Source organism: Aliiroseovarius sp. F47248L, from assembly GCF_023016085.1.
Taxonomy (GTDB): Bacteria; Pseudomonadota; Alphaproteobacteria; order Rhodobacterales; family Rhodobacteraceae; genus Aliiroseovarius.
The window spans coordinates 1539859-1553539 of record NZ_JALKBF010000001.1; the positions used below are offsets into that span (position 1 = coordinate 1539859).

11 protein-coding genes are annotated in these 13681 nt (G+C 57.1%); 3 read left to right on the forward strand and 8 right to left on the reverse strand.

Annotated features, from left to right (window positions below; translation table 11 throughout):
- Positions 1-76 precede the first annotated feature (76 nt).
- The 3 genes from MWU51_RS07655 to MWU51_RS07665 all read right to left on the reverse strand — a co-directional run bounded on the left by MWU51_RS07655 (position 77) and on the right by MWU51_RS07665 (position 3733).
- Complete coding sequence (locus MWU51_RS07655) at positions 77-1510, reverse strand: NAD(P)(+) transhydrogenase (Re/Si-specific) subunit beta (protein ID WP_247036086.1); 1434 nt, start codon at positions 1508-1510, stop codon at positions 77-79.
- A gap of 13 nt (positions 1511-1523) precedes the next feature.
- On the reverse strand, positions 1524-3095 hold the full coding sequence (locus MWU51_RS07660) for a Re/Si-specific NAD(P)(+) transhydrogenase subunit alpha (protein WP_247036088.1): 1572 nt from the start codon (positions 3093-3095) through the stop codon (positions 1524-1526).
- Positions 3096-3274: 179 nt separating this feature from the next.
- Positions 3275-3733: a methyltransferase gene (locus MWU51_RS07665; RefSeq protein WP_247036090.1), complete on the reverse strand. Its 459-nt coding sequence runs from the start codon at positions 3731-3733 to the stop codon at positions 3275-3277.
- Positions 3734-3875: 142 nt separating this feature from the next.
- Here MWU51_RS07665 and kynU point away from each other — a divergent pair, with 142 nt between their 5' ends.
- A complete protein-coding gene (gene kynU / locus MWU51_RS07670; protein ID WP_247036091.1) occupies positions 3876-5078 on the forward strand; it encodes a kynureninase in 1203 nt (400 codons plus the stop codon).
- A 1-nt stretch (position 5079) separates the two neighbouring features.
- Here kynU and MWU51_RS07675 read toward each other — a convergent pair whose 3' ends face one another.
- Complete coding sequence (locus tag MWU51_RS07675; protein WP_247036093.1) at positions 5080-5991, reverse strand: pirin family protein; 912 nt, start codon at positions 5989-5991, stop codon at positions 5080-5082.
- A 178-nt stretch (positions 5992-6169) separates the two neighbouring features.
- Here MWU51_RS07675 and MWU51_RS07680 point away from each other — a divergent pair, with 178 nt between their 5' ends.
- Positions 6170-7363, forward strand: coding sequence for a hypothetical protein (locus MWU51_RS07680; RefSeq protein WP_247036095.1), 1194 nt, complete (start codon positions 6170-6172; stop codon positions 7361-7363).
- Here the strand turns inward: MWU51_RS07680 and MWU51_RS07685 are convergent.
- The 3 genes from MWU51_RS07685 to MWU51_RS07695 form a co-directional block, all read right to left on the reverse strand.
- Positions 7353-8003, reverse strand: coding sequence for a hypothetical protein (locus MWU51_RS07685; protein WP_247036097.1), 651 nt, complete (start codon positions 8001-8003; stop codon positions 7353-7355). The two genes, MWU51_RS07680 and MWU51_RS07685, sit on opposite strands and share 11 nt — an antisense overlap.
- Before the next feature lie 8 nt (positions 8004-8011).
- Positions 8012-8542, reverse strand: a complete 531-nt coding sequence (locus MWU51_RS07690) for a TadE/TadG family type IV pilus assembly protein (RefSeq protein ID WP_247036099.1) — start codon at positions 8540-8542, stop codon at positions 8012-8014.
- A 95-nt stretch (positions 8543-8637) separates the two neighbouring features.
- Positions 8638-10467, reverse strand: coding sequence for a TadE/TadG family type IV pilus assembly protein (locus tag MWU51_RS07695; RefSeq protein WP_247036101.1), 1830 nt, complete (start codon positions 10465-10467; stop codon positions 8638-8640).
- A 326-nt stretch (positions 10468-10793) separates the two neighbouring features.
- Between MWU51_RS07695 and MWU51_RS07700 the strand changes: the two genes are divergently transcribed.
- The gene (locus tag MWU51_RS07700; protein ID WP_247038762.1) at positions 10794-12224 is read left to right on the forward strand and encodes a Glu/Leu/Phe/Val dehydrogenase; all 1431 of its coding nucleotides are present in this window, start codon (positions 10794-10796) and stop codon (positions 12222-12224) included.
- Positions 12225-12287: 63 nt separating this feature from the next.
- On the opposite strand, the gene MWU51_RS07705 is transcribed toward MWU51_RS07700, so the two are convergent.
- Positions 12288-13667, reverse strand: coding sequence for an N-acetylmuramoyl-L-alanine amidase (locus MWU51_RS07705; protein WP_247036102.1), 1380 nt, complete (start codon positions 13665-13667; stop codon positions 12288-12290).
- Positions 13668-13681 lie beyond the last annotated feature (14 nt).

The window sequence follows — 13681 nt, forward strand, 5'->3', positions numbered from 1 at the left end:
TGCGAAAGCTGGAGAGTGGCGGAAACGAAAAACGCCCCCAACTTTCGCGGGGGCGTTTAACTTGGTATGCTCTGCCTTAGCTGATCATCGTCAGTAGCGTATCCAGCGACTGTTTCGCGTCTCCATAGAACATGCGGGTGTTTTCTTTGAAGAACAGCGGGTTCTCGATGCCCGAATACCCGGTCCCCTGACCACGTTTCGACACGAAGACCTGCTTCGCCTTCCAGCATTCCAGAACCGGCATGCCGGCGATGGGACTGTTGGGGTCTTCCTGTGCAGCAGGGTTCACGATGTCGTTCGAGCCGATGACGATGGCGACATCCGTCGACGGGAAGTCGTCGTTGATCTCGTCCATCTCAAGCACGATATCGTAAGGAACCTTGGCTTCCGCTAGCAGCACGTTCATGTGTCCGGGCAGACGACCCGCAACCGGGTGGATTGCGAAGCGAACGTTCTTGCCCTTGGCACGCAGACGGCGGGTCAGCTCGGCCACGTTCTGCTGGGCTTGCGCCACAGCCATACCGTAACCGGGGATGATCACCACGCTGTCGGCATCTTCCAAAGCGGCTGCCACACCATCGGCATCGATGGCAATCTGCTCGCCTTCGATTTCCATGGCGGGACCAGAGGTGCCACCAAAGCCGCCCAGGATCACGCTGATGAACGACCGGTTCATCGCCTTACACATGATATAGGACAGGATCGCACCCGACGAGCCAACCAGCGCGCCGACTACGATCAGAAGATCGTTGCCAAGCGAGAAGCCGATCGCCGCCGCGGCCCAGCCTGAATAGCTGTTCAGCATCGACACAACGACGGGCATATCCGCGCCGCCGATGCCCATGATCAGGTGGTAGCCGATGAAAAAGGCGGCCAGCGTCATGATGAACAAAGGCAGGAAGCCACCGGTGTTGAAATACCAGATCAGGCAGATCAACGAGATGATCGCAGCGCCCGCGTTCAGCATATGCCCACCGGGCAGCTTTTCCGCAGCCGAGGTTACCTTGCCGGCCAACTTACCATAGGCAATCACTGAGCCGGTGAAGGTCACGGCACCAATGAAGACACCGAGGAACAGCTCGACCCGAAGGATGTTCTGCTCAACCGGTGTTTTATGCGCCAGAAGGGCAGCAAAACCCTCAAGCCCGTGGCGGGCTTCTTCGCTCATCGCCAGCACATTGCCTAGTTCGATATGGGCGTTGTAGCCCACGAATACGGCGGCCAGACCAACCAGCGAGTGCATCGCCGCCACAAGCTGAGGCATCTCGGTCATCTGGACCTTTTGCGCCACATAGGTGCCGATGATACCACCGCCGACGATCAGAAGGATCGACAACAGCCACAAGCCCGAACCGGGGCCAACCAGCGTGGCAACAACCGCCAGCGCCATGCCGACAATGCCATACCACACCGCGCGTTTCGCGCTTTCCTGCCCCGACAAACCGCCAAGGGAGAGGATGAAAAGAACTGCCGCAACAACATATGCGGCTGTGGTGAAACCAAATTCCATGATCCCTACCCCCTTACGATTTCTGGAACATGGCAAGCATGCGCCGTGTGACGAGGAACCCGCCGAAAATGTTGATCCCGGCCATGAAGATGGACACCGCCGCCAACAAGATCACAAGGAACGACCCCGACCCGATTTGCATCAGTGCGCCCAGAATGATGATCGACGAAATGGCGTTGGTGACAGCCATCAGCGGCGTGTGCAGCGAGTGCGAGACATTCCAGATCACCTGGAAGCCGACAAACACGGCCAACACAAAGACGATAAAGTGCTGCATGAAGCTGGCGGGCGCATAAAGCCCAAGAAGCAGCATCAGCACACCACCGACCCCCAGCAAGGTAAATTGCTGTTTGGTCTGGGCTTTGAACGCGGCCACTTCGGCGGCGCGTTTTTCTTCCGGTGTCAGCTCCGGCACCACCGCTTTCGGTTTGGCCGCGATGGCCTGCACTTTCGGGGGTGGTGGCGGGAACGTAATCTCGCCCTGATGTGTCACGGTCGCGCCACGGATCACATCGTCTTCCATGTCGTGATTGATCTTTCCGTCCTTTTCAGGCGTTAGATCAGTCATCATGTGGCGGATGTTATTGGCATAAAGGCTGGAGGCCTGCGACGCCATGCGCGACGGGAAGTCGGTATAGCCGATGATGGTCACGCCATTATCGGTCACGATCTTCTCGTCTGGCACGGTCAGTTTGCAGTTACCGCCCTTCTCTGCCGCAAGGTCTACGATGACTGAACCGGGTTTCATGGCTTTCACCATGTCTTCGGTCCAAAGCTCGGGGGCTTCGCGGTTGGGGATCAACGCAGTGGTGATGACAATGTCGACTTCCGGGGCTAGTTCGCGGAACTTGGCCAACTGAGCCTCGCGGAACTCCGGGCTGGACACAGACGCATAGCCACCGGTGGCAGCGCCGTCCTGCTGGTCTTCCTCGAAATCCAGATAGACGAACTCGGCCCCCATCGACTCAACCTGCTCGGCCACTTCCGGGCGCACGTCAAACGCATAGGTGATTGCGCCCAGCGAGGTCGAGGTGCCAATCGCGGCCAGACCGGCAACACCGGCGCCGACGACCAGAACCTTGGCTGGCGGCACCTTACCAGCGGCTGTGACCTGACCGGTGAAGAAGCGGCCAAAATTGTTGCCCGCTTCGATCACTGCGCGATAACCCGCGATATTGGCCATCGACGACAGCGCGTCCATCTTTTGCGCGCGCGAAATACGTGGCACCATTTCCATGGCGATGACATTTGCGCCTGACGCTTTGGCCTTCTCCATCCCGGCCTCATTGCCGCCGGGATTGAAGAAGCTGATCAGCGTTTTGTCCGATGACAAGCGCTTCAGTTCAGCATCATTGGGTGGGCGCACTTTCGCGATGATGTCAGCCGCCTTCCAAAGGGCGGCGGCAGTCTTGACGACCTCGACACCTGCCTCTTTGTAGACTGCGTCCGAAAACCCCGCGGCCGCACCGGCCTTGGTTTCGATCACGCAGTCATAGCCCAGCTTTTGCAGCATCTGGGCACTTTCCGGGGTCATTGCGACCCGGTTTTCGCCCTCAAAAACTTCCTTGGGTACACCGATCTTCACAGTATCTTCCTTCTCCCGTCGTGTGCCGAACGAGGGGGTATCCCTCAGCCCCGGCGGTTTCCTGCGCATCCTATACGCGGCTCAGGCGCAAGATGCTATCGTTACGGAGCGTATTGCGACAATATTGTTTCAATACGCGCTTCCCCATCGCAGAGCAATGCTGCTTTGCAGCAGGGCCATCAAACCCAGCGACGCACCTGCCCGGACCAGTCGATGAAAGCGTGACCGAAATTGGCGGTCAACGCCTGTTCTTCCCACAAAATGAACCGCTTGGTGATAATAGTGGTGAACACTGGCACAAGCAGCAACGCTGGCAACACATCCCACCTAAGTATAAGACCCGTCAGGATCATTGCGTCGCCCAGATAGATGGGATTGCGTGTCCAGCGGTAGATCCCGCGCGTCAGCAAAACTGTCGGCTGTTCGCCGGGGATTACGGTGGTGCGGGCACGCATGAATTCCCACATCGCTATCCCCAGCAGACAAAGACCAAGCACGATCAGCAGATTTCCCAACCAATATGTGATACTCAGACCGAAGCCCATCCCGGGCGCGACATGGTCCAAACCGAAAGCCAATGCGATCATTGCCACCAGCCAGACCGGCGGCATATCAAGCCAGCGGATCAGATGTTTCATCAAGGTACTAAATTTGGGTCGTTCCATGTTGCAAAAGTTGTAATGGATCAGGGGCGATGTGCAACGCCGATTGCACAGATATCTCCCTTGTCCGCGGCTGCGAAATGCATACTCTGCCTTCAAACCACAGCCGGGGGACAAAATGACTGACTTCAGCAGCACCAAACCGCTTTTTGCCCTTCCAGAAGGCGTGACCTATTTGGACGGGAACTCGCTTGGCCCCTTGCCGATTGCAGCCAAGGAGCGCGTGACGGCCTGCCTGCGGGATGAATGGGGCGAAATGCTGATCACCGGGTGGAACAAGGCAGGTTGGATGGACCAGCCACGCGCCTTGGGGGATCGGATTGGGCGGTTGATCGGCGCAGCGCCGGGCAGCACGGTTGTTGGCGACACCTTGTCAATCAAGGTCTATCAGGCGCTGGCTTCAGCGCTGGAACTGCGCCCCGACCGCCGGGTGATCTTGTCTGACAGTGGCAACTTTCCCACTGACCTTTACATGGCTGACGGGCTGGCACGGTCGCTTGGCCAAGGCCACCGGATCGAGACCCCTCCCCCCGAGGAGGTTGGCGACCGAATTGCCGCGATTGGCGAAGACCTTGCCGCGTTAATGCTGACCGAGGTCGATTACCGCACCGGACGGCGGCACGATATGGCCGCGCTGACTAAGGCCGCACACAAGGTAGGCGCGCTGGTGATTTGGGATCTGGCCCACTCGGCGGGAGCTTTTGCAGTGGATGTAGGTGGCACGGATGCGGACTTCGCGGTCGGCTGCACTTACAAATATCTGAATGGCGGCCCAGGTGCGCCTGCGTTCATCTATGTTGCACCGCGCCTTGCCGATCAGGTGCGACCTGCCCTGTCAGGTTGGTTGGGCCACGACGCACCGTTCGCGTTCGACCCTGATTATCGCCCCGGCCCCGGCATTGACCGGATGCGCGTCGGCACGCCGCCCGTCGTTCAAATGGCCGCGTTGGAGGCCGCATTGGATATCTGGGACAACGTGGACATGAACGCCTTGCGCACCCAATCCGTCGTGCTGTGCGAACGGTTCATTAAGGGGGTTGAGGCCACCTGCCCAGACCTAGCCCTTGCCAGCCCGCGCGATGCAGCGATGCGCGGGTCTCAGGTCAGTTTCCGGTTCGAACATGGCTATGCGGCGATGCAGGCTTTGATCGCACGTGGCGTGATCGGTGATTTCCGCGCGCCGGATATCATGCGGTTCGGTTTCACGCCACTTTATATCGACGAAGGGGATGTCGACAGCGCCGTGGAGACCCTGTCTGACATCATGGCGACGCGCAAATGGGACCGGCCCGAGTATCACACCCGGGCCGCCGTGACTTGATCTAATGCGCGGGGCGGATAAATGTCCCGTTGCGCAGATCGGCCATGGCCTGACGCAGTTCGTCCTTGGTGTTCATCACAATCGGGCCATGCCACGCGACGGGTTCACGGATCGGTGTGCCTGCGACCAATAGAAAGCGCACACCTTCAGGTCCCGCCTGCACGCGCACATCATCGCCCGCGCCAAAGCGCACAACGGTGCGGTTGCCGGACAAGTCGCGGATGTTGACCTCCTGCCCCATAACCTCTTTTTCCAGAAGCACACCCTGCGGTGCGGCCGCGTCGGTGAACGCACCCGCACCTTCAAAGATGTAGGCAAAGGCTTGACGGCGCGTGTCCACGGGGAAGGTCTTTGTGACACCAGCGGGCACGCTGATATCCAGATACAGCGGGTCCGCCGCGATCCCGTCCACGGGACCTGACTTGCCCCAGAAATCACCGACGACGACGCGCACCTTGGTGCCATCATCTTCCTCGATCACCGGAATTTCGACCGAGGGCACGTCCTGATACTTCGGCGCGGTCATCTTCAGGTCACGCGGCAGGTTGGCCCAAAGCTGGAAACCGTGCATCTGCCCCTTGGTGTTTGCGTGGGGCATCTCCTGATGCATGATGCCAGAGCCTGCGGTCATCCACTGTATGTCACCCGCACCAAGACGGCCGGTGTTGCCAAGGCTGTCCTCATGCTCGACCTCGCCCGCCAGCACATAAGTGATCGTCTCGATCCCCCGATGTGGGTGCCACGGAAAGCCTTTTTCAGACAAGCGCGGATCATCGTTGCGGAAGTCGTCGAACAACAGGAACGGGTCATAGGCTTCCGGCTCGTGGAAGCCGAAGGCGCGATGCAGGTGAACGCCTGCACCCTCCAGCGTGGGTTTCGACTGCGTGGCCGACAAAACAGGACGAATGGACATGTGATCCCCCTTTCAGAAGGTCAAATAACGTTGACCTCAATCTAGGCACGGCCTGCTTGTTCTACAATTGCGCACAGCATAACAACACGTTTGCATTTTTGCACAAAACGCATAGGGGAAAGCGCGCCGGGCATATTCCTGCTATACTTGCAGCATTCTTTTATGGATTGAGGCAATCATGGCCCAGCATTTCACCGACGCCGAATGGCTTGAGATCGAGGCGCATCTGGACGCGGCCCTTGCGCAGGATCCGCAAGCCTATGGCCTGCCCGAACGACGTGACGAGTCGGTGATCCTGATGTCGTGGAACATCCGCAAATTTGGTGCCGTGGCTGATCGGGATGGTCTGAAGAAAAGCGCGGGCGCAACGCGGATGATCGAACGGATCACGGCACAGGCCGATCTGTTGTCGATACAGGAACAACAAGACGACACCGGCGCGCTTGAGGCATTGGTTGCGTCCCAAAACGGTGCTTACAGCGTGATCTACAGCGACGTCACCGGGCGCAGCCCCGGTTACAAGGGCATGTCCGAGCGGTTTGCGTTTCTGTATCGTCATGACCGCTTGCATTTGGGAAATCTGGCATCTGACCTCTCCTATGACCGCACCGCAATTGCCGCAAACATGAACGAGGCGCTGAAAGAATCCTTCGACACCAGCGTACCCGGGCAGGATGACCCCGGCTATCTGGAGCAATTGATGAATTGGGTCCAGAACACCACGCGGCTTATGGGATCGCAGTTTTCAAAATTCGTACAGTTTATTCGCAGCCCGTATTTGGTCGAGTTCCTGATCGACGGGCCGGATGGGCAATACGAGGTCTACGCGGTCAATGCCCATCTAGTATCCGGCAAAAAGAATGAACGCGAACAAGAGTTTTTCGCCTTGCTGGAATGGTTGCTACATGACAGCCGCAAGACGGTCAGCAAACGCAGTAAGATCATTCTGATCATGGGGGACCTTAATCTGGATTTCGACAAGTCCAACGAAGACCGGAGGATCGGGATCGAAAACTATGTCACCGGGATCAATGCAAAGCGACGGCTGGATGCTAAGGTGAATTTTCCGTTCTTAGACGGTAGTTTCAACACCAACGCGCGACGCACGCAGACCTATGATCACATCGCTTGGCTGGCCGATGACACACGCCTTCCGCGCGGGCGGCATAACAATCTGTCGGGTACACTTGGTCCAGACCAGTTCGATTACGGCATGTTCGATTTCACGCAGTTGTTCATGGATGCTGGGCCCGGCCTTTTGCCAGATGGCACACCCGACTATGACCGCTTTGCCCACGATCTGTCAGACCATATGCCGATTTGGATCAGGCTACCCATTCCCAGCACGACACAGCACAGGTTTATTGTGTGACTGGCACCGGGCAAGGGTTTGCTTGAGTGTCGAAACACAAAGTCTGATACTCGCGCGGGCTGGTGACGACCACATGTTCGGTGTTGCGCGGATAAATTCCGGTCCAGAAACCAGCAAATGGCGGTTCATACTTCGCGACGGTTTCCACCACAATCAACTCTTCACCATCATACATCTTCGGAATATGTGGCCCCAGATACTGACGCATGGTTGGTTGCGTGTGAGGGTTGATGCCACTGCCGTTGCTGACCTGTGAATCGCCCGGGTCCAGCGTCAACTTGCGCGGAATCGCGTCGTTGCATTCCGCAGCGGTGAGTTCGCATTTCACAACCGTGACACGCACCCAGCTTTCTTCCCCGGTGCGTGACATATACTCAAAAAGCTCGTCCAGCCCTTCCAATGTGATGCGATCATATTTGTCGATCCGTGACAGGAAATCCGAGACAGCATAATTCGCTTTCAGGGCCAGGCTTTGGTGGCGATAGGCGTCGAAATAGGTATGCACTGCCTGAAGACCGAACAGAAGAAGCGGAAGAATGATAACGCTTTCGATGGTCACGGTCCCCCGCTCGGTTCGAACGAACCGAGCTAGACGCTGACCCAGAGCAGCACGCATTTGGCTAAGGATTGTGTTTGTCATGCTCACCCCTATGGCTCGTTCACAAAGGTTGACACTGCAACAATTGACACGCCACCGGACGGGTCGCGCGGCAAGCCCATTACATACGGAGTTGTGCCAAAAAACGGATCGCGCACAAGACAGGCACGTACCAACATAAGATCGCCGCCGCCACCCGGAGCATAGGTCGTCAGAGGTTTGATATTCTGGGCACGGTCCACACAGGGGATCGCTCCGGTGGGCAGGTTCCAACTGCCTTGATCGACCAGCCGCAGGTCAACCGAAATTTCGTCTTCGCAATTTCGGAACAGGATCGTGTCTTCGCAGATGGCTTTCTTGAAATCAGCCAGATTGGCAGGACGGCTGACGCCCAGCCGCAGCTCACGCACGTTCAAATCCAGTGCGCGTTCCAGCATCATCGAGCGCATCCCGTAAAAGCTCAGTTCGAACGATGTCAGGAATAACGTCATGAACAATGGGAACCATAACACGAATTCGACGGTCGAGCTGCCATCGGACGCGCGCATCCGCCGCCAATATGCCTGCAATACCTGTTTCATTCGTTACATTCCGTTCTACGTTTCGCCTCGATACAGGCGCAAAAGAAAACACGTGGTTACTTTGGGCTGCTCTTCGCACGCGCAGCCCAGCGTTGTCAGTTGATCAGCCGCAATTTGTTGATGTCTGCAGCGATCTTCGAGAACACTTGTGACAAGTTCACACTGCTGTCGCCTTTGGTCACCTTATAGTGCAGGCGTTTGCCTCCTTTTACAGATGCACAGGATTCCAGCGAGCTTGTATCTGTTGACGAGCTTGTCTCCATCTCGATCGTATAGATTGTCATCCCGGCGTTCTTCGCGGCGGTGCATTGATCGCGCAAACGTTCATCAATATCACCAATTCCGGCCAGGTCACCATCCGAGTTGTTGCTGTTCGAGATCTTTCGGCCAGGGTCTCCAAGCCAGCTAAACCGATCGACATAGCCCCAGACAAAATCCATTTTCCAGAAATTTTGCCAAGACAGACGGGTCGGTTCTGCGACGCGCGGTGTTTCCCAACTGCTGGTCCCTGTCTCAGTAGCGCAGACATAATCATATGATCCGCTAAAGCAATCGTCAGGGTCATCTCCAAATGGATGATCATGCCATTCGGTCCGAGGAGAGTTTCTCGACCCACGGTAATAGAACCACAGATACTCATCTGTACTGGACTTATAGACTGACATGATTTCGCGCTCTTTGTCCCGACCGCGGCTGTCTTTATAAGGCGCATTGGTTAGCCAGAACGGTGAAGGTCCAGTGCGATAGCCATCATACAAGTGATGGTGGTTGGTGTTCTGACCATCCGTCATCAACACGAGGAATTTCGAGGATGACGTAGTTGCCGGGTTATACGGGCGGCCAGCAAACTTGCTGTTCACAACACCGTCCCCGATCAGGCTGGTGATCGCAGGCTCGGCTTCATGGTGCAGAAGGGCCGCGCCCCATTTCACCCCGATGTCAATCGCGGTGTCACCCTCGGCTCGCAGGGCTTCGATCTTGGTTTTCATGACGGTCGGCGAATGCTCAAAGGTCACAATCTCGCGCCAGCCATCCGTATGGCAGGACAGGTAGGCATCAGAGTTGGTGTTCTTGTAGCTTCCGCCATACCGATAGAACTTCGCCGCTTGCCGAATGATCCTTGTCGGATCCGCGATTGGATCGGCATCTGACATGACCCCCGCCTGATTGAACTGTGCGTCCTCAAATGTTGCACAATAGGCGTCCGTCTGCGCGTCCATCCGGTTGAACTTGGTCAGCAATGTCTGCCCAACATTCACCTGCGTCGAATATGGCACCAACGAGATTGACGTCTTGAAGTTGTCAATCGTGCAGTCGGTCGACTTGCTGCCGTCATTGGGGTTGCACAAAAGCAGGTTCGAAAATTCTTTCGCGGCCTTGCGCAGCTCGTAAATCTTTGTATTTCCCGTCGTCGCATTATCGTTCATCGACCCGGACACGTCCACCACCAGCGAAATTTCGGTCAACTGGTTGATCTTCGCCGCCCCGCCGCTGGCTGGTGCATTCATGAAGTCGACACCAACCGCGCCAAGGAACGGCATGCCTACTCTCATATTCGCGGTGGCTGTCACCATCGTGCCATCGGACGCGACCGTCACTTTTACATCTTCTCTTTTGATGTAGTTGCCCAGCCCGGAACGTGCAAAATAATCTAGAACCACATCTTTGCGGTCGTTTTCCTGATCGGGATGCGCTGCTGCCAAAAGCGCGCGATCCATGGTCGCCTGCAAGCGCGTCCGCTGAAGCTCGTATCGCATAAGATCGACAGATAAGCCCGAGACAATTAGCAGCGTGATGAACAGAAACATTGCGAGGATGAACATCGCGCCATCCTCGTCATCTGCAAATTTGCCGATACGTCCCCAGCGCAAATGGCCGGTCAGCCGTGAATTCATAATCCCCAAGCGGTCCCTACGTCGCGCCATTTCGAACTCCCTTCCCATGCCCCCGCACGGTACAACTCGTAAACCAATACACGGTTTAACCTATTTGTAGATTATCAATGGCTGTGGCGAAACTAAGGCATTTTTTTAACAAATATGATTTTATCCATAGAATGACACGTTATTGTTCGCGCTAAGGCGACAGAAACTGCACAAAGCGACCTCTGACCCAGCTTGCGCACCAATCGCACAGGGATTGCGGGGGTGGCATTGGTGGCAATTAAGCCTAACCTGTTCAAAGAAGCGCCGCAGGAATTGATTCTGCGGCAGCGCAGAAAAGACCTCAGAGGTGTAAAAAAATGGCTGATATGGCTAATATCAAAGAGCCGAGTTTCCGCGATTCCGTAAACCTGATGTTCGACCGGGCGGTCGCATTGATGGATATTCCCACCGGTTTGAAAGAGAAAATTCGCGTCTGTAACTCGACCTATACAGTTCGATTTGGTGTGCGGCTCAGGGGGGAAATTCGCACCTTCACCGGGTACAGATCTGTCCATTCTGAACATATGGAACCCGTTAAAGGCGGCATCCGCTATGCCTCGGCTGTAAACCAGGACGAGGTCGAGGCGCTGGCTGCTCTGATGACCTTCAAATGCGCGCTGGTGGAAACACCGTTCGGGGGATCGAAAGGCGGGCTGTGCATCGAACCCCGCGACTATGAAGAACACGAGTTAGAGCTGATCACGCGTCGCTTTGCGTATGAGTTGGCCAAGCGTGACCTGATCAACCCGTCGCAGAACGTCCCCGCGCCCGACATGGGCACCGGCGAACGCGAGATGGCGTGGATCGCCGACCAATACGCGCGCATGAACACGACCGATATCAACGCACGGGCCTGTGTGACTGGCAAACCCACCCATGCCGGCGGCATTGCTGGCCGGGTCGAAGCCACCGGGCGCGGTGTTCAATATGCCCTGCGCGAGTTCTTCCGCCATCCCGAAGATGTCGCGATCGCAAACTTGTCTGGCAAACTGGAGGGCAAGCGCATTGTTGTGCAGGGTTTGGGGAATGTGGGTTATCACGCCGCCAAGTTCCTGTCGGAAGAGGACGGTGCGAAAATCGTCGGTATCATTGAACGTGACGGCGCATTGGTGAACGACGATGGGCTGGATGTCGAAGCCGTTCACCAGTGGATCGTGCAACATGGCGGCGTCAAAGGGTTCGGCGATGCGAAGTATCATGAAGACGGGGCGAAGGTTCTGGAATCTGACTGTGACATTCTGATCCCCGCAGCGCTTGAAGGGGTCATCAACCTGTCCAATGCGGATCGCATTCAGGCACCTTTGATCATCGAAGCGGCCAACGGGCCTTTGACCTCGGGCGCGGATGAAATTCTGCGAAAAAAAGGCACGGTGATCATTCCTGACCTTTATGCCAACGCGGGCGGTGTGACCGTCAGCTATTTCGAGTGGGTCAAGAACCTGAGCCACATCCGCTTCGGTCGGATGCAACGCCGTCAGGAAGAAGCCCGTCACCAACTGGTGGTGGACGAACTGGAGCGGCTGGATCGTTACCTTGGCGATGCGTGGTCGATGACACCGCAATTCAAGGAAAAATACTTGCGCGGCGCGGATGAACTGGAGCTTGTACGCTCGGGTTTGGATGACACAATGCGCACCGCCTATCAGGACATGCGAGAGGTCTGGCATTCCCGTGATGACGTGGATGACTTGCGGATGGCGGCCTATATTGTTGCCATCAAACGCGTGGCGGCAAGTTACCGCGCTAAGGGTCTTTAATTAAAAGCCGCCTTATTGTCCAACACGTAAAGAAGGCGGCGCAACCTTTTGGGATAAAAAGACTTACTGCCGTAGCCGTTCGGCCTTGGCAGCGTCTTGCAGCGACCAATATTGCAGGGCATCGCGTATGCCCTCGGCCGCTTGTCTGCGCCAGTTTTCGTCTTGCAACAATTTGCGATCGCGGGGTGACGACAAGAACCCCAATTCGATCAATGCCGACGGAATATCTGGCGCTTTCAGCACCGAAAACCCGGCTTTCATCCGCGGGGTTTTATAGGTGGATCCAGTGGCGGAATATATCCCTTCGACCAACGCATCGGCCAGCGACTCGGCGCGTGGTGTGGTTTCAGTGCGCGCCAGATCCATCAAGACCAGCGCCACCTCGTCAGATTGCCGGGACAGATCGACGCCCGCCAGTATATCACCCCGATCGTGTCGCTCGGCCAGCGATTGCGAGGCCGCGTCGGTCGCGTCTTCTGACAAGGTATAGACCGTGGCGCCGGTTGCCCTTCCCTGCACCAGCGCGTCTGCGTGCAGAGACAGAAACACATCCGCGCCTGCCCGGCGCGCAATGGTCACTCGCTCCTCCAATGGAACGAACATGTCGCGGTCACGGGTCATCACGACTTTGAAGCCACCGGCGCGCAACAGCGTTTCTTTCAGTTGCCGCGCAAAAGTCAGCATCAGGTCTGCTTCCACCACACCCTCGCGCTCTGCTCCGGGATCAATACCGCCATGGCCAGGGTCGAGCACCACCACCAAGTCACCAAACCCGGTCTGCCGGGTTTTCGGCGACGGCATGGGGCGTAGTGCATCTGGGGCGAAGACGGCGCTGTCCGGCGCGCCGCTGGTGGCTGCGAACGCGTCCGGCGTCGATTGCGCTAGGTCTAGCCGCATGATCACTGGCGCGCCGTCAGTTTCGGGGCTGGTCATCCACGCTTTTTCTACCACCATCGGGGCAGCAAGTGTCAGGACAAGGCGTGTCCAACCGGGACGGAAGAGCCCCGCCCGAACTTCGACCACCCGCTCTGAGGACGCCAGCACCGCTTGCGGATCAAGCCCCGCCCAGTCCAGTTCGGAAAAGTCCACCACAACACGCTGCGGATCATCTAGTGTAAAGACCCGCCAAGGCACAGTGCGGGTCATTCCGATCTCAAGCGCGGCTCCGCGCCAGCGATCTGTGATTGTAACGCTCGAGCCTGTGAGCCGTGCCAACCCGGTCAGCGTTTGCGAAGTGGTGTCAGGCACACGCGCTGGGGGAGCGGTCGTCATGGCGGTCGCGATCTCGGGCACTTCGACGGCAGCATGCGCAGGTCGCGGTTCCGGCGGCACGGATGTAAGCGGCGCGGCGGCTTCTTGAGCCATGCCCACCCCTGCACTAAGGGCAAACCCCGCCACAGCCAGCAAGATAGCCCCTGCCCTGCGCTTCTTCCGTGTTGTCATCGTGATTTGACCTT

Bases quoted from the DNA above. Each gene is read 5' to 3' on its own strand.
- MWU51_RS07655 (WP_247036086.1), bottom strand. From the start codon at position 1,510: ATGGAATTTGGTTTCACCACAGCCGCATATGTTGTTGCGGCAGTTCTT.
- MWU51_RS07665 (WP_247036090.1), bottom strand. From the start codon at position 3,733: ATGAAACATCTGATCCGCTGGCTTGATATGCCGCCGGTCTGGCTGGTG.
- kynU (WP_247036091.1), top strand. From the start codon at position 3,876: ATGACTGACTTCAGCAGCACCAAACCGCTTTTTGCCCTTCCAGAAGGC.
- MWU51_RS07675 (WP_247036093.1), bottom strand. From the start codon at position 5,991: ATGTCCATTCGTCCTGTTTTGTCGGCCACGCAGTCGAAACCCACGCTG.
- MWU51_RS07680 (WP_247036095.1), top strand. From the start codon at position 6,170: ATGGCCCAGCATTTCACCGACGCCGAATGGCTTGAGATCGAGGCGCAT.
- MWU51_RS07685 (WP_247036097.1), bottom strand. From the start codon at position 8,003: ATGACAAACACAATCCTTAGCCAAATGCGTGCTGCTCTGGGTCAGCGT.
- MWU51_RS07690 (WP_247036099.1), bottom strand. From the start codon at position 8,542: ATGAAACAGGTATTGCAGGCATATTGGCGGCGGATGCGCGCGTCCGAT.
- MWU51_RS07695 (WP_247036101.1), bottom strand. From the start codon at position 10,467: ATGGCGCGACGTAGGGACCGCTTGGGGATTATGAATTCACGGCTGACC.
- MWU51_RS07700 (WP_247038762.1), top strand. From the start codon at position 10,794: ATGGCTAATATCAAAGAGCCGAGTTTCCGCGATTCCGTAAACCTGATG.
- MWU51_RS07705 (WP_247036102.1), bottom strand. From the start codon at position 13,667: ATGACAACACGGAAGAAGCGCAGGGCAGGGGCTATCTTGCTGGCTGTG.